A 20,652-nucleotide genomic window follows, 5' to 3' on the forward strand; every position below is an offset into this window, starting at 1 on the left:
CTAAAAAGACAATTTCTTACCAAAAGACGTGACAGCAGCCCCTGATCCAGGTATTATGCTTCGCCTCACGTCGATGAGCGTACGTCCCCATCGTCTAGTGGTTAGGACACCGCCCTTTCACGGCGGTAACAGGGGTTCGAATCCCCTTGGGGACGCCATACTCAGGAAAAGGCCGCAACCCTTAGGGTTGCGGCCTTTTTCGTATATCACTTGATGACCTTTCAGGCGGCGCATTTTCGTCTCCGCAGCAAGAGCGAAGAGCCCCGTCGTTACCTCCCAAGTCGACTCTCTAGTTTCCTTCCTCGATGTATCGCGTCAGCTGTTTGCTCGCGTTCACCTCGTTCCTTGATCGCTGCGTCCTTTGCGGCGTCACTTGGTTGCGCCCGAAGCCGATCGTTAACTTGGCCGGTTGCATCGACGCCCACCACCTTGTGCCACCAGTTCATGTGATAGGCGCCGGTTAGCGGCTCCTGATAGGGTTTATTAAGAACTTCCGAGAATAAACAGGGTGATACCTTATCGCTTGTACGGAAAGGGATTTTTTACCAATCAGGTCTGGGCCGGTACAGAACGCGGCGGCGCACTACACGTGTGACGCGAAAGGATGTGGTGTGTCCTGACCAGCCTTCCAATGCGCGGAGTGCTGCCGACGTTGCCATGTGAGGAGGGGTGCTTTGAAACCTTGCGAAGCGGATTTAACCGCGCTAAATGAAGAGGTTCTTAGCCTGCTGAAGGCTCGAAGGGCTGTTGTTGCAGAACGTATTTCGCAGCTGGTAAGCATTAATACACAAGCCCCTCGGGAGCAGGATGCATATCCTCTGCTCATGCAATATCTGCAAGAGGCCGGATTTCAGGCGAGGATCGAGCCGCCTCATGGGAGGCTTTCTTCTCATCCTGACTACACCCCTCCTTTTTGCCGGGCGCGCCCGCGCCCCGTCCCAATATTCGGGCTGAGGCTGTCTACGCGGCAGGGTTGCCAGCCGTCATTTTCTCCGTCCATGTCGATGTCGTCCCGCCTGCGAATCATCCGGAGCCCTGGTCCGGGCGCTTCGACGGAACAAGGGTTCACGGGCGAGGCAGTGCGGACACGAAATGCAACATAGTGATGCTTCTCGAGGCGATGCACGCCATGCAGGAGCTGGGGATTACGCCACGCGCGAACGTTCTCCTCGATCTTGTCACCGATGAGGAAGCAGGCGGCAACGGTGCGCTATCGGCTCTCTTGCACGGGGTCGAAGCACAGGAAGCCGTGGTGCTGGAGCCTACGAGCCTGCGGGTTTATCACGGACACCGTGGCTGCGTGGGTTTCGAGGTGGTGGCCACAAGTTCTGCGGGTCACATGGGAACGGCGCAGGGAACCTCGCCCATCGACGATTGCTTAGGCGTGGTTCAACGTCTGCGGGAGCTTGAGGCCAGGTGGCTTGTCGAGGCTCGGGATGTCCCCGGCTTCTCCGACCTCGAGCGGCCGTTACAACTGAATCTTAGCGGTATACACGCCGATGCTTGGCACGGTTCCACGCCCACGGAATGCAAGCTGCGGGCGAGCTTGGGATTTCTGCCGAGCAAATCCCGCGAGGAAGCGCAAGCGGAGATTGCCGCTGCCGTTCTGGGGGCGTCGGACGCGGATCGGCTAGACCTGCGCTGGGTTGGGATCCGCAACGAAGCGTTTATCGGCGACGCGAACGCCGGTGCCGCGACAAGACTTCGGCGGGCAGCCTATGAGGTTGGCGGCATCGAATCCCAGCCTCAAGCGTGGTGCGTCAGTTGCGATGCAAGGCATTACGCGCGGCTGGCGGGAGCGGAAACCGTAGTGTTTGGAAGTGGAGATCTTGAGCAGGCGCATACCGATAGCGAATCTGTCGAGGTGGATCAGGTCGTTCTTGGTGCTGCTGTTCTTGTGTATTACTTGTCTGATATGCGCTCCATCTAGAGTGCCTTTGGGCATTCGTTGGATGGATAGGAGGGTTGGTGTCGGTCGAAACTTTGTCGGATGAGCTTAGTCCCTTTGCCTGGATGAGCGTGCGCGATGGGGAAATAATCAAGGACATACTCTGTGGATATGCGCGGCGCGCAGGGCGTCAATTGAGCATATTGGAATGGGGGTCTGGCCTTAGCACTCTGTCCTATACCCGTATTCTTGATGACGTTGGGGCGGCCTATCGCTGGTTGTCGTTGGAGTACGATCGGGGGTATTTCGAAGGGGAGCTTATTGCCAAGCTGAGAGAGCGCGAGAATTCGATTATGCGGTTCCCGGCTTCCGGAGAAACTATCGAAGGGAAAAAGGGGCGGGGACGTCCGCGATCGAAGCGGTGTGCTGGGACCACGGGCCGCTCAGGCCATTTCTGGGTGCCGCGCATGTGGCTGATCGCAGCGCAGATCTCGATGACTATGTCGATTATCCAGGAACGCTGTCGCGGTCGTTCGACGTCGTGATTGTTGATGGTCGGAAAAGGCGCAGATGCTTGTTGGCAGCGCGTAGCCTCATCAATCCAGGAGCGGTTGTGATACTTCACGATGCATTCAGAGAATACTATCACTGCGCCATGAGCACCTACGAAAGCTCCCAGTTCGTCGGCGACGAGCTTTGGGTTGGAGCGGCCTCCGATGGCGACTTAAGCCTTGTTCTAAATGATTGCGAGGGAGCGCTATGAAGGACGCTGCGGTTCCTTTTCGAGTTGTTCTGGTTGGCTGCGGGAAGGCGGGCAGCGGTTTTACGCGCTCTTCGTTACGGAGCGTGTGCGGAGCGCTACCTTGTCACGGGCCTCGTGGATCCGATGGTCGATCGCCTTGAGTCGGTGAAAGGCGAGGCCAACGCATACACGGATTTGGCGACGGCGCTGGAGGCTGAACGCCCGGACGTGGCTGTGGTGTGCGTGAATGAGGAGTTTCATTGGGAGGCTTTGCGCAAGGTTTTGGCTTGTCGTTCCATTCGGCACGTCGTTTGCGAGAAGCCATTGACCAAAGACATGGCCGAACTCCAGGCTCTTGGCCCCGCTGTCTGGGAAAAACCAGTTTCGGTTAATTTCTGCGAGCGCTACAGCTACATAATGGACGACTACAGAGATTGGCTGCGCGAGCACGATGCGGAGGTTTCCCGAATCGAGTTTTTCTGGGGCAAGTATCGCGTTCGGGATCCGCGGCCAACAATGGGCGTGCTGAGTGAGTTGAGCCACCCTCTAGACCTGGCGCGAGTACTTTTGGCATCCCCGGCATCGGAGCTGTTGGAGCTTAGTGCTGCAAGTTCAACCTTCAGCGATTTCTCGGTGACGGGCTTGCCGGCCGCAGACGATGTTTCCGTGACCGGGTCCATCGACGGCGTTTTGGTTTCCGGCAAGAGCTCATTTTTATGGGATGAAAGAAAACGTCGCATTGTTGTTTATGCGTGCCAGAAAGAGTCGGGGAACACTTGGCAGGTGGTTCTGAATTTCGACGCGCCGCGCTGGGACGATGACAGCATGGTTGTTTACGAGATAAATCCGTGTGGCGGAGAGCGGCAAAAAGTCGCCGAAAAACGTTACCGCAGTTCTGATCTGGATCCGCAGGTTCGACATATAAACAAGCTCTACCGGTATCTGTTGGAGGTTGCGGATACCCTTGCCGAGCGCGGACGAAGCCCCCGCTTCGCGGATGCCGCCGATGCGCGCTGGGCGCAGGTGGCTCTCGATGAGGTGGCATCTCTAGCCGGCGACGAAAATACGCGCGGCAGGTATGCAGCGCTGTTTGGTCCGGAAGTATCTCTGACTGAAAGAAAGATTGAGGCCGAGGCATGATGACAAAGACGCTTCTTCTTTCGCAGGACGACATTGCGCGAATCATTGCCGCTGTCGGTCGTGATCGGCTAATGGATCTGATCATAGCTCGTCTATCGGAGGGCTTAAGCCGGGCGGACGATGCCACGAGCGAAACCCCCGCGCGCTCTGGCTTCGTGCGGGGCGAGGACGCAGCAGGGGTGCTTGAGTGGATGCCGCACCATCAGGTCGGGCAGGGCATTACGATCAAGACGGTGGCCTACACGCCATCAAATCCAAGCGTGCGGGGCGCGCCGACGATCACCGGAGTGGTGGGGCGGTTCGACGTTATCAGCGGCCGGTTGGAGGCTCTTACCGACGGTATTTTTCTGACCGCCCTGCGCACGGGGGCGGCATCGGCAGTTGCCAGCCGTCTTCTTGCGCGACCCGATAGCCGCGTAGTGGGACTGATCGGCACCGGGGCGCAGGCCGTGACGCAGCTGCACGCTCTTACCCGAGTTTTTCCCATAGAGCGTGTGCTGGTTTTCGATATCTGTCGTGCGCATCAAGAAAGCTTTCGGTCGCGGGTGGAGTTCCTAGGCTTGAGCGTAGAGGCTGCGGCCTTGCCCGAACTCGAGCGGAATGCCGACATCATATGCACGGCAACCTCCGTCGGCGTTGGCGAGGGTCCGGTCCTCGCAGGCGAGGAGTTGCAGGGCCACGCGCACATCAACGCAGTTGGGTCGGATTTGCCGGGGAAAACCGAGCTACCGCGCGAGGTGCTTATGAGCGCCTTAGTGTGTCCCGACCATCCGGAGCAGGCTCTTCGGGAAGGCGAATGCCAGCAGCTCGATCGGGCGAGCTTAGGGCCAGACCTCGCCAGCTTGTGTCGGCGCCCGGAGCTCGGGGCGAAGAGTCAGGGGCGGTTGACCGTGTTCGATTCGACCGGGTTTGCGCTCGAGGATCACATCGCGCTGGACGTCTTGCTGGAGATTGCTAATGACCTTGGTATCGGCACGAGTATTCAGCTGGAGCACTTTCCGAAGGACCCGTTGAACCCTTATGCGCCTTCTGCCTCGGCAGGCCTGTCCATGCCGACGAGCTTCGACGTTGCAATGAGCTGAAGCTGACTGGCTGCGCCTGGTGCGACTGCATGGCTGGAGATGACTGGCAAAGATGACGACGACGAGCTTATACGCCTGCTTCCAAGAGCGCGTCAGAATGCATCCGGAGCGCACGGCAATCATTGCGCCCGATGGCACGCGGAGCTACGCCGAGCTCGATGCCGAAGTGGCCTCATTGGCTACACTGCTCGCCGAGCATGGCATCGGTCGAGGTGGACGGGTTGGGCTGCTATTGAGTAGGGGGCGGGGAGCCGTCACGGCGATGCTCGCGCTCTACCGGCTCGGGGCCTGTTTCGTCCCGCTCGATCCCAGTTTTCCAGCGGCCCGCCTTAATGCAATGCTCTCCGATAGCGATCCTGCCTTGGTGTTGATTCAGGAGGAGCACAGGGAGCTGATCCGCGAATACCGAGGAGCGGTGCTGCCTTTACCTGAGGTGCTTGAGGCAAGGCAGCAGACTGCGGGGGTTGCAACGGTCGCCGCCCATGATCCGATGTATATCATTTACACATCGGGGACGACAGGGAAACCCAAGGGCATCGTTCAAACCTTCGGGATGCTGGAGCATTTAATCGCTTGGCAGAATCGAGACTCGCAGATCGAGGCCGGCGGGCGCGTACTCCAGAATGCTTCGTTGTGTTTCGACGTTTGCTTGCAAGAAGTGTTCGCTCCGCTAACTCAGGGCGGGGTCGCGTCGTCAGTAGCGACGAAGAGAAGGTCGACCCGGATCTCATGCTAAAGCTGCTCCGAAAGGAGCGTGTCAATGTGGTTTTTTCTCCGTCTCCGTGTTAACCCGCCTGTTTGGGACGGAAGAAAGGCTTGCCGGCCTGCCTTCTAACCTGACCGACATCGTTACGGCAGGGGAACAGCTCTATATCGGCGAGGCGCTGCGTGCGTATCTCAAAGGCAACCCTAGCGTCAGGCTGCATAACCATTATGGCGTTTCCGAATCTCACGTTGTTACCGCCTGGACAGTAAGCGGCGCCGATCCGGTCGTGCCGGTGAAGGCCCCTATCGGCGGTGCGGTCGCCGGCGCCAAGGTCTGGTTGGAAGGTGCCTCGGGGCAGCCTGTTCGCGTAGGCGAAGTAGGGGAGGTAGTTATTGCCGGAAGCTGCCTCGCGTTGGGTTATCTTAATCGCCCGGAAGAGGAGGGTAAGCGCTTTGCGCAAGTAAACGGCGAGCGCGTCTACCGTACCGGCGACCTCGCAAGATACTTGCCCTCCGGGTTGCTCGAGTTCGTCGGGCGAGTCGACGATCGTGTTAAGGTGCGTGGGCACCTGGTCGAGCTCGGCGACGTCGAGACTGCCTTAAGAGGGCATCCTGCGGTGCAGGAATGCGCGGTGGATGTGGTCTCGACAGCGAGCGATGAGAAGCAGCTGGCGGCATGGTACACGGCCTCCGCCTCCTGCGAACCGCAGGAGCTGCGGCGCTACCTAGCATCCCAACTGCCCAGCTTTATGCTCCCGTCGAAGCTGTACCCCTGCGAAACCCTGCCTATCGGGCCAACCGGTAAGGTCGATCGGGCGGCGCTCAAGCAAAAAGATCGTGCGGTAAAGGCGGAAGAGCGCAAAACGGCCGCGGACTCACAGAAGCCAGGTCCGCTGCTAGCGGTCGTACGAGAAGTGCTTACCCAGGCGCTGGAAGTGAGCGATTTGCCCGCAGACGCTTCATTCTTCGACGCCGGCGCAACCTCGTTCACCCTCGCCGAGGCGGCGCAAGCCTTGGGCAGAAGGTTGGGCGTCGGGGTTCTGGCGGTGGACCTTTTTCGTTTCCCCACGTTGGCGCGACTAACGGCGGAGTTGGCGCGGCGCCAAGCGCCGGAGGAGGGGGCAGCGATCGGGCCGAGCCACCCAGGCGTGGGGATCGCGCCACGGGCGGTGCCGTGGCCATCGTAGGTATGGCGGGTTCTTTTCCGGGAGCGCAAAATATTGGCGAGCTGTGGCGTCTGCTGGTCAACAAACGCCAAGGGCTCGCCCGAGGCCGGGAATCGGCCGAAGGCTGTTGGTGGATTCCGAACGCTCGCCAGGATTCGGAGCGCGAATTCTTCTCCGGAGTCGTCGCCGATGCGTATCGTTTTGAGGCTGACTTCTTCAATTACTCCGACCGCGAGGCCGAGTGGACCGACCCGCAACAGCGGCTACTGCTTCAATGTGCCTTTGCCGCACTCGAGTCCGCTGGGGTGGTTGCGTCAGCGACCAAGCCTACCCCTGCGGGGGTTTTCGTGGGGGGCGAGTTTCCGGCTTATATAGCGAATGTCCGTCCTTACGTGGAATCCATGGGGGATTACCTACAAGCGCTCATTGGCAACGACAAAGACTTTCTCGCCACGCGCGTCGCCCACCGGCTGAACCTGACCGGCCCTGCCATAACCGTCCAAACTGCGTGCTCGACCTCGCTTGTCGCAGTCCATCAAGCTCGGCAATCCTTGCTCCTCGACGAGTGCGATATCGCCCTCGCAGGCGGCGTCTCCTTGCAGTTTCCGCAGGAGTTCGGAAACGTTTACGAAGAAGGCCTCATTTACTCGCGCGACGGGACTACACGTCCTTTCGACGCCGATGCCGCCGGAACCAATATAACCAGCGCCGTAGGATTGCTGGTTCTCAAGAGGCTTGAGGATGCAATCGCCGACGGGGATTCGGTACTCGCGGTTCTTGCCGGCTCCGCCGTTAACAACGATGGCGCGGATAAGGTTGGATTCACCGCGCCGAGTGCGGGCGGGCAGGAGCTTGTTATTCGGAGGGCGCTCCATTCTGCGGGTGTGCGGCCCGAGGATATCGATTTCATCGAAGCTCACGGCACGGCCACTCCTTTGGGCGATGCCGTTGAAGTGGCGGCATTGCGCCAGGTTTTTGGCAAGGTGGAAGGCAAGCGAATCGCGCTTGGCTCGATCAAGGGCAATGTCGGGCATTGCAATAGGGCCGCCGGAGCGGTCGGGCTGATCAAGGCCGTCTTGGCGATGCATAACGAGGTACTCCCCTCGACCGCTAACCATGACCGCCCCTCGGCGCAGTTAGGTTTGGAGCAAGGCGTCCTCTATGTGCCTACCGAGCCGACGCCGCTGCCGGCTGCGGCCAGAACGCATCGAGCCGGCGTCAGCTCGTTCGGGTTCGGGGGCACGAATGCGCATGTGATCGTCGAGCAATTTCCAAAGCCGCCTCGGCGGCCGCGTATGGATCAGGTGCAGCTGGTTACGCTGTCAGCGGACCGGAGGGATCAGATCGACACTATGGCCCAGCAGTTGGCCGAATACCTTGCCGAGCATCCGGAGACGGATTTGGCAGACGTGGCTTATACGCGCAACCTATGGCGTGTGCGGAGGCAACATGTGCTGCCCTTTGTCGCTAAGGATTGCGAGGAGCTGGTGCAGCAATTGCAGCAGGACTCCGTCTTTGAGCTGCACGATGAGGGGCGAGGCGAGGCAGGCGGCGTCGCATTCCTGTTTCCGGGCCATGGCCGGCGCGAGCTCGCGGTCGGCGCACGACTATACAGCCGCTATTCGGTATACCGCAGGCACGTAGACGAAGGGCTGAGCGAACTCGATCCGGAAAACGAGCGGCTACTGCGGGCCTGGCTAGCTGACCCCGAGGAGCATCGGCGCGCCGTCTGCGAGCGCGCGGAGCTGCTGCAGCCGCTTATCTTTCTCTTAAGCCGCGCCACGGCTCTTCAGCTGATGGACTGGGGCGTTCAACCCCGCGCTCTGATCGGTCACTCGCTGGGCGAGTATGTCGCTGTCTGCGTTGCGGGGGCGGTGCGACTGAGGGAGGCACTGCTTCTGGTACAGGAGCGGGGACGGCTTGAGGATGACAAGGCACCTATCGGTGCGATGCTAGTGGCGGAGCTTACTTGGGAAGAGGCGCAGGCTTACGAATGCGTCGATGATCGCAACGGTGCGGATGCCTGGGTGAGTCGGGCAGGAAATAACAGTCGGCGGCACGTGCTCTTCTCGGGCGGCCGCGGCGCCGTTGCACAGCTCGAACAGAGGCTGGCGAAAGATGGCGTTCGTTATCAGCGGCTTCCTAACCGTAAGGCGAATCACACGCCTATGATGGAGGCAGCGGCGCAGCCGCTGGCGAGGCTGGCGAGGCTGATTGAATGGAGCGAGCCGGTGTTACCGGTCTACAGCACCGTCGGCGGTGCAAGGCTCGGTCGCGACCGCTTAGCAGAGCCCGGTTATTGGGTGTCGCACTCTATCCTGCCGGTGCGATTCGCAGACGCCTTGGATGCGGCTAGGTGCGATGCGGGGTGTCAGGTATTCCTGGAGGTGGGTCCCCCTGCCGGGCTGGCGGGGCTGGCGGGGCATCATTTTGCGGAGGACGACGCTGTCGTTGCGCTGGCGACGCTCCCAAGGAGCGGCCAAGAGGAGCAGCGGAGGCTATTGCTGACGGTTGGCGAGCTGGTGCGGCGACACGTCCCTGTGGACTTTGAGCGCATGCATGTCGACGATGCGCCGAAGCGGATCTTGCTGCCCAGCTTTCCCTTCAAGGGCAAGCATTTCCTGTTGCCAACACCAGGGCCTGACCAGGTGCCGCGGCTTGGGGTTGCGCCGCAGGCCGCACTACCACGCAGCCCAGCCGGTTGTGGTTCTACCGGCCCGTATGGCGTATTACGCTTCCGCAGGAAGCGACGGACGCTGACGGCGATTGGCTCGTGGTGGGCGATAGCCCCGTATGCGGAAAGATCGCCACGCAGCTGAGAGCAATGAATCGCAGCGTCACGGTCGTGCGCTCGGAGGCTGACCGCGCGCCGGCGGAGTCAGTTCTGCAAGCGTCCCCAGCGGGCAGCAGGTTGTTCGTCGTCTATGTCGCGCACGGCGCAGACAGTTGGCGATCCCAGCCCGAGCTAATGCTCCCTCTGACAGCGTACGGCTCGGCCTTGACGCAGTTCGCGTCTACCTACCAGTGGTTGACGCGCGCCGTTGCGGCGGAGCGCATCTCGCTTGCCGTCCTGACCGAGGGCGTCTACCGTGACCCGGCGGAAGGTGTGGAGGCGTTGACGACTGCGGTTACCATCGCCGCGCAGGAGCAACCGGGGTTACGGGCGAAGCATATCGACTTCGCTGAGGGCAACATCGATCTCGACTGCTTGCTGCGCGAGGCGCAGAGCGATTCGACTGCCGCCATTGTTTATCGTGGCGGCGAGCGTTACGAGTTGCAGTATTGCTTGGCGCCGGCGTCGCGCCCGAATATTTCTGCCGGCCGGCGACCTTATACGGGTGTGTGCCTAATTACCGGCGGCCTTGGAACGGTTGGGCATGTCGTTGCCCAACATGTGGGACGCGCCGGTGCGCGCATCTTGATCGTGGGGCGTACCGATATCAGCGGCACGGATAGCGCTGCCTGCCATGCCCGCGAGCGACTGCAGGCATTGCACGCTGCCGGTATCGAAGCCCATTACGAGAGAGCCGACGTTGCCTGCGGCGAGCAGCTGGAGAAGGCGGTTCGTGCTGGGGAGGCCGCGCTCGGCGAGATCACCTCCGTCGTCCACGCCGCCGCCGCCATCGACGGCGACCGTTTTCTAGGTTTTCTACACGAACTCACGCCGGCAGCACTCAATACGCAGCTTGCTCCCAAGGTTGCGGGGCTGGTTCACTTGGATCGCCTCCTGGGCAACCGGAGGCTCGCCTTCCGGTGTATCTTCTCGTCGAACTCGGTTCTCCTAGGCGGCCTCGGTTATGCCGCCTACGCAACCGCGAATGCGCTCGTAGGGGCGGTTGCCGACGAGCTTAACCGTCGACGCGGCGAAGGCGGTCTATGGCAGGTTATCGAGTGGGACGTTTGGGAAGTTACCGCGCGTAAATCGGCACACGGAGCCGTTCAGTTGGGCACGGCGTCCGTCGCTGCACCGATGCCTACAGCGGAGGCCCTGGAGTGCCTCGACCGATTGCTCGAAGCGGGTGACGTGCGCACCCTCGTATCGGTTACCGATCTCGTTAAACGCAGCGAGGTCATCCGAATGCTTTTGAGCCAAAAGCCGGCCCAGGATGAGGCCGATGGCGGAGCGAAAGCCGGCCCGGAGCCGGATCGGCAAGCGACGGGGGAAAGCCTGGTAGAGCTCGCGCGTAGGACCTGGCAGCGCGCACTGCGCACCCAGGTTACCGACGAAGCAAGCTTCGTCGAGCTGGGTGGGGACTCCCTCAGCGCGATCAAGGTCGTTCTGGAGGTCAACCGCCGGCTCGGCACCGCGCTCTCGCCGCGAGACATGTTGCAAGCCGCCACCTTCAAGGACTTTGTCCTCGCTTTGACGGAAGCCGTAAGTGCCGCCTCGGCCACGGTGGTGCCGAGCTGGCCGTCGAGCCAACCGGCGCAGTCCGTAGCCTCGATGTTGCAGGAACGCTGGTTTGCCATGGACCGGCGCGGGTACGGCCACCTTGCTTTCGCCGTTGAGATCGGCGGCCCGCTCGATCTGCATCTTGCACGCACCGCGCTAGGCGTGCTTAGCCGGCGTCACGCCGTGCTGCGAACGCGCTACCGGCCCGGCGACGTCCTCATGCAAGAGCTGATGGAGGAAACCTCGCCCGTGGTCAAGGCGAGCGACGTTTCGACGGAGCCTTCTCGCGTTCGCGCCGCGGCGGTACGCGACGCTCTGGAACGCACGGCGTCTCGTTTTAGCCTGACCGAAGAGGTGCCCTTCCAGGTGGAGCTCATGCGCATCGAGCCCGAGCGTCACAGAATGTTCGGGCGCATGCACCATATTGCCGTCGATGGCTGGTCGTTTACGCTGATGCTGGAAGATTTCGAGAGAATATATGCAGTCCTCGAACAAGGTGGCGATCCAAGCCTTATTCCCCCAGCGCCGCAGTACGCTCATTTTGCCAACGCACAGCGTCGCTATTTAGACAGCCCGGAAATAATTCCGGTCCGCCAGTACTGGCAGCGTCACTTTGCCGGCGTCGGAGGCCCGACTAAACTGCCGGTCGCTGAGCGTCCAGACCTCTGTGCCAGCGGCGACCCCGAAGCGGCCCGATCGATTAGCGTCACGGTCGAGTCCGAGCAGCTCGCGCGCTTGGCCGGCTTTGCGCATAAGCGCCGTTCGACGCTGTTTCCGGTCCTCGCGGCTGCTTTCGCGCTCATGCTGCGCGACGCTACCGGCGAGACCGATCTGGTCTTTGGTACCACGGCGGCAGGCAGGCACCTCCCTGGCACTGACAGCATGTTGGGCGTCTTCGTGAACCCGCTTCCACTGCGCGTGACGCTTGACGATCCGTCCGATATCGATGCCTCCTTCCGGAGCGTCAATGACAGCTTGCTAGGCTTTCACAACAATCAGAACTACTTGTTACAGGACCTGATTGAGAATGTAGAGCCGTTCGTCGGGCTGGATATAAACGAAGCGTTTCACGCGTATATTTTGTACCAAAACTTCCCGAAGGTCGCGACCGAGGGGAGCCGTATCTACCGCGTTGAAGAAAGCGAAAGTATTACGGCTATAGAAGACCAAGTGTCTGGGCTGCACTCCTCCGAAACGAAACTCATGCGCGATTTCGAGTTAGTGATTAACGACCGACAAGACGGAAAGTTAATGCTGGAGTTCTCCTACCGGCAGGGAAAATTCTGCCGGCAACAAGTGGAACAATGGGTGGCCGCGTATATAGCGCATCTTGAAAGCTTCGCGGCGGCGGAGTCGATGGCAAGGGAGGCGCTTGCCCAGTGAGTGACTCCCCGAAAAAGGTTGGTTTAGTCTTCGGAGGCTCCTCCGGAATTGGCCGCGCAATCGCCCAACGCATGGCTAGCGAAGGCTTCGCCGTGGTGGTTGCCAGCCGCCGCGGCGCGGCGCCGCGAGGGATCGCTCCGATCCGTTGCGATGTCAGGTGCGCGGACGACGTGGCAGCGGCTTTCGAAGCCGCATCTATGGAGCGAGCTTGCGTGGACTGGGTGGTGAATGCCGCAGGTGTCGGTTTCTACGCGCCCTTTAGGCATGGCTTCGAACAACAGTGGCAGGCGATTCTCGACACTAACGTGCAAGGCCTATTGAATATAGTCGCCGCACTGACGTCGCCGTCGAACAAGACGGGGCACTACGTCCACATCGGATCGCTGGCCGGCAGCCGGCCGTCCCGCACTCCCGGCAACGAGGTGTATGGTGCCGCGAAGGCCGCCGGCGCGAACATCTTGGCGCGCCTGCGAGAAAGGCTGCGGGAAGCGGGGGACTTCACGAAAATTACGCTCGTTACTCCGGGCTACGTTGGCGATACGGAGTTCGTGCGTAACTTTTTCAATCACGCGACCGAATACTCTCAGCCGCTGCTAGACAGCTTCGAACCCCTGATTCCTGACCAGGTTGCAGAGATTGTACGGTACGCGTTAGCGGCGCCGGGAAACGTGGAGCTAAGCGAGATCGTGGTTCGTCCAACGCGACAGCCGGACTAGCAGATTGCTTCAGTCGCATGCATCCAGGCCTCCCGGAGGCATCCCTTCCTCGCCGACTAATCTGCTGGCGTTAAAGGCTTAGGGCGCCTGGCGGTGCCCGCTGCCGTGGCGGTTTTACGGTTTTGGTTCGAGGCGGATGAGTTGCCGGCAAGCTGGAAAATCGAGATGCCAAGGTACCGAGCCTATCCATGATCAAAGGAGTCGACATGTCACAACCGTTCCCGGAGTTTCGTAACTTAGTGGATGTGAGCCGTTACAGGGCTGAGCGACACGGCGATAAACTCGCGTACTCCATGCTCAAATATGGGGTGAGCGTAGACGATCAGATGACCTACAGGCAGCTCGATGCGCGCGCCCGCGCTTTGGCGGGAAAGCTGCAACAGTCCGGGCTAGTCGGCCGAACGGCCCTACTGGTTTTCCGCCCGGCCTGGAATTCGTGGTTGCCTTCATGGGCTGTTTGTACGCCGGCGTGGTAGCGGTCCCGACAGCGCTTCCAGGCCGAAAGTCGCGAGACTGGGAGAAAACGGCGGCAATTGCCGACGATGCACGGGTTGCGGTGGTCTTGACCGTCGCCGAACAGCATGATGTCGTTTCCGCGAAATTATTCGAACATCTTCGCGATAAAAGCCTAGCCATTCTGGCAACGGACGATGTTCGCGAGGCGCTCGCCGATTTATGGGTTCCCTCGGATCAGAGGGCGGACGCTTTAGCCTTTTTACAGTATACGTCCGGGTCCACGGGTATGCCGAAAGGCGTGATGGTGACCCACGGGAACCTGATACACAACCAGCAAATGATGCGGCGCGCGTATCTGCATGACGAACGCACGGTCTATGTATCGTGGCTGCCCTTGTTTCACGATATGGGGTTGATCGGCAGCGTGCTCCAGAGTCTGTACGTTGGGGGGCAGTGCCACCTGATGACGCCGGTCGCCTTTTTGCAACAACCCCTTCGGTGGTTGCAGGCGATATCGGAACTCAAGGCTACAACGAGCTTTGCGCCGAATTTCGCCTACGAGCTGTGCCTGCGTCGAATCACCGAAGAACAGCGCGACCGGCTGGACTTGAGCCACTGGCGTCTCGCTCTCAACGGCGCCGAACCCGTGCGGGCGGAAACGCTGGAGCGCTTTGCCGAGTACTTTGCTCCCTGCGGGTTTAAGTGGCGTTCCCATTTTCCCGCATACGGTCTTGCCGAAGGGACTTTGTTCGTATCCGGCACGGGAAGTGAGGAAGAGCCCTACATCGTAAGGGTGGATAAAGCCGCGTTGCAGAATCATCGAGTGGTTGTCAGCGAAGCGGTCGAAGGTACCCAGTGCCTCGTAAGCTCCGGCCGCCCGACACCGATCAGGAAGTGGCCATCGTTAACCCGGATAATTTGGGTCGCTGCGCGTCGCATGAGGTCGGCGAGATCTGGATCCGGGGAGGTAGTGTGGCGGTTGGCTACTGGGGTAAGGAGGAGGAGTCCCGTAGCGCGTTCGGTGCATCCATTCGCGGCGAAGAAGATGGGGCATACCTTCGAACCGGAGACCTTGGCTTCATTACGGATGGGTGGCTGTTCATCACAGGACGGTTAAAGGATGTTCTGATTATTAACGGTGCGAACTTCTATCCGCAAGATATCGAAGCGGCAGTGCAAAGAAGCCACCCGGCGTTACGATCGGGAGGCGGGGCCGTTTTCAGTGTCGAGGGCGACGGGCGGGAGGAAGTCGTTGTCGTCCAGGAGGTCGAACGAACGCACTTGAGGCGCTTTGAGCCGGACGAAGTGACAAGGCGGATCAGACAGGCGGTTTCCGAAGAGTTTCAGATCGCGGTTTCGGCGATCGTCCTTATCAAGCCGATGACGCTGCCGCTTACGTCGAGCGGCAAGGTACAACGCCGGCGGACGCGGGACTTGTTCCTCAAGGGAAGGCTCGCGGAAGTTGCTGCCTGGCCCGCTTCCTCCGCACGGGCGGAGCAGCGCGAGTCGAATAGGGGCGGGCTCGAAGCCACGCCCGCCCCGAAACACACTCAGTCGACGGTGAAAGCGAACGAACTCATTAGGTGGCTGCGCGGGTACGCGGAGCACCGGATCAACTCCGCGCTGATCGACGAGCGCCGGTGTGTACCGCCCTACATTGTCATGGACTTCGCCAATCAAGGCCTGTTCGGCATGTGTGTGGACGAGAGCCAGGGCGGACTCGGTTTGAGCCTCCGGGACGCTTTGCGGGTGATTGAGCAGCTGGCTGCGATAGATGCAAACCTCGCCACGTTAGTTTCGCTTCATCATGTTCTCGGGTCGCGCCCGGTCATGGCGTACGGGTCCGAGGCGCAGCAGCGGCGGTTTCTTACCGATATGGCCAAGGGGCGGACGCTTGGTGCGTTCGCCTTGAGCGAGCCCGGTGCGGGCTCGAATCCTCGCGCCATCACTGCAACCGCACGGCCCTCAGGGCAAGGAGGCTGGCTGATCGATGGGGACAAATGTTGGATCGGCAACGGCTCCTGGGCGGGGGTAATAAACATCTTCGCCCAAGTACAGGATGACGAGGGAAGGAGCCGGGGGCTTGCGGCCTTCGTGGTAGAGCAGGGGCGCGCAGGCATCAGGATCGGGGAGGAGGCTCCCACTATGGGCATGCGGGGCATGGTTCAGACCCGGTTACACTTCAAAGATCTCCATGTTACCGAGTCCGACTTGTTGGGTCGCGTCGGGCAGGGCATGGCTGTTGCACAAGATGCCATGATGCAGGGTCGTTTATTCATCGCCGCCATGAGTCTCGGGGTCCTCAAGCGGTGCGTGCAACTTATGGTGCGCTATGCCGATCGGCGTGAGGTTTCGACCGGACGGCTGCTCGAGAATCCCGTCAGCATTCAGCGCCTTGACGATCTGCGTGCCGCCGTCACAGTGGTGCAAGCGATGGTGGATGGCATGGCGGACTGCGTCGATCGGCAGGTGCCGATTCCGCCTGAGGTATACGCTGCCTGTAAGATCGTCGCTCCCGAATGGGTTTGGACCGGCGTGGATCAGCTCGTACAAATGCTTGGAGGCCGCGGCTACGTAGAGAATAACCCGGCTAGCAGAATGATGCGGGATATTCGTTTGTTCCGCATCATGGAAGGGCCAACCGAGTCGTTGGCGTCCTTTTTTGGCAGCCGTGTCCTTGGAAGTTCTTCGGATTTCAATGCCTTTCTGGAGTTCAGGCTTCAGGCCCCCGGCGTTGCCCAGGACATAACGGAGATGGCGGTCGAGCTGCTCGCCTTGGCGTCGGATGGAGTCGGTAGCCTTAGCGCCGGACAGCGCAGACAGTTGGCTCAGGCCGCAGTCGGAGAGGTGGCCGCGCTTTACGTGGCGCGTGCCTTCCTAGATATGCAGACAACGAGGGATAAGGCTGCATCGTTGGAGCATGCGAGGGACTGGCTCGAACGTAGGATCAAGCTGAAGCATGCCGAAGTAGTCGCCATGCTTGGCCATTCGCACGCGTGGCCGACGGCTACCCAGCTGACGGACTTCGCCGAGGGGCTGGCCAACGACATCGGCGACGTGGTTCAACAAGCGCCAGGAGTAGAGCTTGCGCTGGACGCTATCCTAGCGCGGAATCCTGCGGGTTCGGCGGCGTCGGCGGGGGATGACGGAGCAGTTGGGCGACAGCACGTCACCAATCGCGGAGACGGCGTTAGCGCCGCAGTAGCTGAGGCTGCGCGCCTTCTCCCGGCGCTCGCAAGCATGAGTTGGAAGCCTGGATCATGGCCTGGTTGGTCAAGCGTTGCCGCGGTCTCGACGAGATCATGGAAGCCCAGGCGGCATTTTCTGACCTCGGGGTCGACTCGGTCACCGCGGTCGAGCTGGCGTTCGATTTGCAGACCTGGTTGGGCTTCGCAGTCGATCCGGCTGCGGTTTGGCAGCACGCTACAATCGAAGCCCTCGCCGAATCCCTCGCCAGCAAGGAAGCAAGCGGCGCGATCGATGCCACCGGCGTCTCTCAGCAGCAGGTTGCAATGGCGGATTGATTTAGATCCAAGTTCGGGCAGCCGGAATTCGCTACTCGAATCACCGGATTATTAAGTGTCGTGATGCAGGGATAGGGGGTGGAAGGCGGTTTGGCGGGAAAGCCACACCGTCCCGCCCCCTGTGGATGTGGATGCCGGATGCACGAGCCTGACAGCTACGCTGCCGTTTAGGCTGTGCCAGCATTTAGTACTCGCGGAGAAACTCCACTATCGCGTCGAACGGCACGTTCTGGCTGTTTGAGTCGCGTCGGTGGCGGTACTCTACGCAGTTGTTCTCAAGGTTTCTATCGGATACCACCACCCTATGAGGAATGCCGATTAGCTCCATATCCGCGAACTTCACGCCCGGACGAGCTTCGCGGTCGTCCCAAAGCACCTCAATGCCCGCTGCCGTTAGCTGTTGGTAAAGTTGCTCCGATGCAGCGGCGACTTGTGGCGATTTAGCCATATTGAGGGAAACCAGCGCGACCTGAAAGGGCGAGATCGCCGACGGCCAGATAATCCCGCGCTCGTCGTGGTGTTGCTCGATCGCCGCCGCGACCAGCCGCGAGACGCCGATCCCATAGCAGCCCATCGTCGGAATTTGGCTGCGGCCCTGCTCGTCGAGCACCGACGCCCCCAAGGCTTCCGTGTACTTCTGGCCCAACTGGAATATGTGGCCCACCTCAATGCCGCGGGTGATCTGTAACCGGCCATGTCCGTCGGGGCTAGCGTCGCCGGCGACCACATTGCGTAGGTCATGCACTTCCGGCTCCGGAAGGTCGCGCTGCCAGTTGGCGCCGGTCCAGTACTGACCCGGACGATTGGCACCGCAAGCAAAATCGGCAACCGCTGCTGCAGCACGGTCGGCGATAACGGGAATCGATAGCCCTATCGGCCCGACCGAGGCCGGAGAGCAGCCGAAAGCTTCGCGGATACGGTCGGCGGAGGGGAACCGTAAGGGCGCGGCGGCTCCAGCGAGCTTTGCGGCCTTTACCTCGTTAAGCTCATGATCGGCGCGCAGAACCAAGGCGATCAGGCCGCCGTCCTCAGCTTCGATGAGGATGGTCTTCAAGCATTGTTGCAAAGGAATGTCCAGAGCTTGGCTCAGGCTGGCGGGGTCTTCTTGCGTTGGGACATCGACCGCCGTAAGCGAAGCGCTGGGCACAGGCCTCGGCGCCGCCGGTTGCACCGCTTCGGCGAGTTCCACATTGGCGGCATAATCGCTGGTATCGGAAACCGCAAGCGCGTCTTCGCCGGCGTCGGCAAGCACGTGAAATTCATGCGAGGCGCTACCGCCAATATCGCCGGTATCGGCCTGCACCGCACGAAACGTCAGGCCAAGCCGCGTGAAAATGCGTGTGTACGCGTCGTACATGGCGGCGTATCTTTCGGCCAGCGATTCCTGATCGGAATGGAACGAGTACGCATCCTTCATAACGAACTCCCGCGCGCGCATTACGCCAAATCGCGGCCGGGTTTCGTCGCGAAACTTTGTTTGTATCTGATAAAAGCAAATGGGGAGCTGCTTGTAGCTTTTTAGCTCCCGTCTCGCAAGGTCGGTGATGACTTCTTCGTGCGTAGGGCCAAAGCAGAATTCCCGCTCGTGCCGGTCTTTTATCTTTAGAAGCAACTTGCCGTACTGGCCCCATCGGCCCGACTCCTGCCATAGCTCCGCGGGTTGTACGGCCGGCATCAAAAGCTCTTGGGCGCCGGCGTTATCCATCTCCTCCCGCACCACGGCTTCCACTTTTCGCAGCACCCTAAGACCGAGGGGAAGCCAAGTGTAGAGGCCCGACGCCAATCTACGGATCAGGCCCGCTTGCAGCATGAGTTTATGGCTCGCAAGCTCGGCATCGGCGGGTGTTTCTTTGCTGGTAAAAAGGGGGTGCTTAGTGGTTCGCATCTTCAGAAGCTGGCTCGTCAATTGAACTGGGCGGATAGGTTATCCCAGCGCCGCCGCCAAGGCTAGCTGCGTGCTCCCCTTCGACTTGACGCTGGCCGGAGTGCTCTCGGCGCCCGGTGGCATAAGGTGTGTGTGTTACAAGCGTCCGTCGACCGCGTGGGCTGGGTAGATGCCCTTGATGTCGTACAGTATGCCGCCTTCCTTGAGGAGGCTGCGTACGGATGCAGGGCTCATTTCCCTGAAGTGCTCATGCGCGACCGCAACAATAGCGGCATCGTAAGCACCTGATGCAGGCTGGTTCAAGAGACTTACGCCGTGCTCCCGTTGCGTTTGCTCCGGGTCGCCATGCGGGTCGTATACGTCAACGTCGGCACCGTATGTCTCTAGCTCGCGAACGACATCGATGACACGGCTATTGCGAACGTCCGGGCAGTTCTCCTTGAACGTCATGCCCAGGATAAGAACGCGGCCACCCGCTAGATGAAGCCTGTTCCTCGCCATGAGTTTTGCAACTTGCCCCGCTACGTATGCGCCCATCGAGTCGTTAATACGTCTTCCTGCCAGAATCACGGCGGGGTGGAGGCCGACTTCTTGTGCCTTGTGAGTCAGGTAGTAAGGGTCGACCCCGATGCAGTGGCCACCGACAAGTCCAGGCCGAAAGGGTAGAAAGTTCCACTTCGTCGAGGCGGCATCCAAGACTTCATTGGTGTCGATGGCGAGCTTGTTACAGATGAGAGCGAGCTCGTTGACGAGGGCGATGTTTAGGTCGCGCTGAGTGTTCTCTATTATCTTTGCGGCCTCTGCCACTTTGATGCTACTCACCTTGTGAGTGCCGGCAGGGATAATGGTGCGGTATAAAGCGTCGACGAAGTCGGCGACCTCGGGCGTCGAGCCCGAGGTAATCTTGCAGATCGTGGTCAGGCGGTGCTTTTTATCCCCGGGGTTGATGCGCTCGGGGCTGTAACCGAGGTAGAACCCGTCGTTGAGTCGGAGTCCCGACGTCCGCTCCAGTACCGGGGCGCATACTTCCTCCGTGGCACCGGGATAGACCGTAGATTCGTAGATGACGATATCGCCACGCTTCAAATGACGGCCGACGGTCGCGCTTGCGTTCTGCAGGAGGGTGAGGACCGGCTTCCTGGCCGCGTCAACTGGCGTGGGCACCGTCACGACGTATACGTTTGCCGTGGCGAGTGCGTCGGGGTCGTCGGTCAGCCTAAGCCGAGTCGCCCGCCGTAGCTCCTTTGCTTCGACCTCGCGAGTGGAGTCGAGCGCATTCCGCAGCTCTTCGATGCGCAAGGGCGATATGTCGAAGCCGACCGTGTCGTACTGCTTCCCGAACTCCACAGCGAGCGGCAGTCCTACGTAGCCAAGCCCGATTACGGCGACGCGCGTGTCCGTCAATCCATACGTGTTCATAGTAATCCTGCCGTCTGACCGATGCTAATGTCGGAAGCTCACCTCTCCGCGAGCCCCGACAGAAGGCGACTGCAGCCGGGAGCTGCCTGGTCGAGCGGCGGTGCGGGCTTCGGGCTAGCTTTTTAACAGTGCGTGTTAGCAGCGCCAATGACA

General features: G+C 60.6%; 14 protein-coding genes, 1 tRNA gene and 2 pseudogenes. 14 read left to right on the top strand and 3 right to left on the bottom strand.

Features of this window, described 5'->3' with window-relative positions; all coding sequences use genetic code 11:
- Positions 1 to 83: 83 nt before the first annotated feature.
- The 7 genes and pseudogenes from CAI21_RS13630 to CAI21_RS26010 form a co-directional block, all read left to right on the top strand.
- Positions 84 to 158, top strand: a tRNA-Glu gene (locus CAI21_RS13630).
- Positions 159 to 973: 815 nt separating this feature from the next.
- Positions 974 to 1,930, top strand: a complete 957-nt coding sequence (locus tag CAI21_RS13635; protein ID WP_181919429.1) for a M20 family metallopeptidase — start codon at positions 974 to 976, stop codon at positions 1,928 to 1,930.
- Between the two features lie 38 nt (positions 1,931 to 1,968).
- Positions 1,969 to 2,433 carry a hypothetical protein gene (locus tag CAI21_RS13640; protein ID WP_116302790.1) on the top strand — a complete coding sequence of 155 codons (465 nt, stop codon included), beginning with the start codon at positions 1,969 to 1,971 and terminating at the stop codon, positions 2,431 to 2,433.
- Positions 2,434 to 2,684: 251 nt separating this feature from the next.
- Complete coding sequence (locus tag CAI21_RS13650) at positions 2,685 to 3,770, top strand: Gfo/Idh/MocA family oxidoreductase (protein ID WP_258868959.1); 1,086 nt, start codon at positions 2,685 to 2,687, stop codon at positions 3,768 to 3,770.
- Positions 3,767 to 4,852 (top strand): ornithine cyclodeaminase family protein, encoded by a 1,086-nt coding sequence (locus CAI21_RS13655; RefSeq protein ID WP_220348269.1) that lies wholly within the window; start codon positions 3,767 to 3,769, stop codon positions 4,850 to 4,852. Before CAI21_RS13650 ends, CAI21_RS13655 begins: the two co-directional genes overlap by 4 nt.
- 52 nt (positions 4,853 to 4,904) lie before the next feature.
- Positions 4,905 to 5,588, top strand: a complete 684-nt coding sequence (locus tag CAI21_RS13660; RefSeq protein WP_116302793.1) for an AMP-binding protein — start codon at positions 4,905 to 4,907, stop codon at positions 5,586 to 5,588.
- Positions 5,589 to 5,634: 46 nt separating this feature from the next.
- Positions 5,635 to 6,351, top strand: a pseudogene (locus CAI21_RS26010) (AMP-binding protein); the annotation flags it as partial.
- A 124-nt stretch (positions 6,352 to 6,475) separates the two neighbouring features.
- Here the strand turns inward: CAI21_RS26010 and CAI21_RS26015 are convergent.
- Positions 6,476 to 6,538 carry a hypothetical protein gene (locus CAI21_RS26015; protein ID WP_404840876.1) on the bottom strand — a complete coding sequence of 21 codons (63 nt, stop codon included), beginning with the start codon at positions 6,536 to 6,538 and terminating at the stop codon, positions 6,476 to 6,478.
- Between CAI21_RS26015 and CAI21_RS26020 the strand changes: the two are divergent.
- The 7 genes and pseudogenes from CAI21_RS26020 to CAI21_RS26280 form a co-directional block, all read left to right on the top strand.
- A pseudogene (locus CAI21_RS26020) lies at positions 6,520 to 6,744 on the top strand (acyl carrier protein); the annotation flags it as partial. The gene CAI21_RS26015 and the pseudogene CAI21_RS26020 sit on opposite strands and share 19 nt — an antisense overlap.
- Positions 6,732 to 9,542, top strand: coding sequence for a type I polyketide synthase (locus tag CAI21_RS13670; protein WP_116302795.1), 2,811 nt, complete (start codon positions 6,732 to 6,734; stop codon positions 9,540 to 9,542). The pseudogene CAI21_RS26020 and the gene CAI21_RS13670, both read left to right, overlap by 13 nt.
- Before the next feature lie 5 nt (positions 9,543 to 9,547).
- Complete coding sequence (locus tag CAI21_RS13675) at positions 9,548 to 12,499, top strand: SDR family NAD(P)-dependent oxidoreductase (protein WP_116302796.1); 2,952 nt, start codon at positions 9,548 to 9,550, stop codon at positions 12,497 to 12,499.
- On the top strand, positions 12,496 to 13,215 hold the full coding sequence (locus CAI21_RS13680) for an SDR family oxidoreductase (protein ID WP_116302797.1): 720 nt from the start codon (positions 12,496 to 12,498) through the stop codon (positions 13,213 to 13,215). Before CAI21_RS13675 ends, CAI21_RS13680 begins: the two co-directional genes overlap by 4 nt.
- 206 nt (positions 13,216 to 13,421) lie before the next feature.
- Positions 13,422 to 13,691 carry a hypothetical protein gene (locus CAI21_RS23980; RefSeq protein ID WP_220348273.1) on the top strand — a complete coding sequence of 90 codons (270 nt, stop codon included), beginning with the start codon at positions 13,422 to 13,424 and terminating at the stop codon, positions 13,689 to 13,691.
- Positions 13,652 to 14,788, top strand: a complete 1,137-nt coding sequence (locus CAI21_RS24965) for an AMP-binding protein (RefSeq protein WP_404840874.1) — start codon at positions 13,652 to 13,654, stop codon at positions 14,786 to 14,788. The genes CAI21_RS23980 and CAI21_RS24965 overlap by 40 nt, the downstream gene beginning before the upstream one ends.
- A gap of 14 nt (positions 14,789 to 14,802) precedes the next feature.
- On the top strand, positions 14,803 to 17,250 hold the full coding sequence (locus tag CAI21_RS26280; protein ID WP_472974026.1) for an acyl-CoA dehydrogenase family protein: 2,448 nt from the start codon (positions 14,803 to 14,805) through the stop codon (positions 17,248 to 17,250).
- A 129-nt stretch (positions 17,251 to 17,379) separates the two neighbouring features.
- On the opposite strand, the gene CAI21_RS13695 is transcribed toward CAI21_RS26280, so the two are convergent.
- A complete protein-coding gene (locus CAI21_RS13695; protein WP_116302798.1) occupies positions 17,380 to 19,080 on the bottom strand; it encodes a proline--tRNA ligase in 1,701 nt (566 codons plus the stop codon).
- 135 nt (positions 19,081 to 19,215) lie between these two features.
- Positions 19,216 to 20,499, bottom strand: a complete 1,284-nt coding sequence (locus tag CAI21_RS13700) for a nucleotide sugar dehydrogenase (RefSeq protein WP_116302799.1) — start codon at positions 20,497 to 20,499, stop codon at positions 19,216 to 19,218.
- Between the last annotated feature and the right edge of the window lie 153 nt (positions 20,500 to 20,652).

Origin of the sequence: Alkalilimnicola ehrlichii (genome assembly GCF_003399765.1) — a bacterium.
Lineage (GTDB): Bacteria > Pseudomonadota > Gammaproteobacteria > Nitrococcales > AK92 > AK92.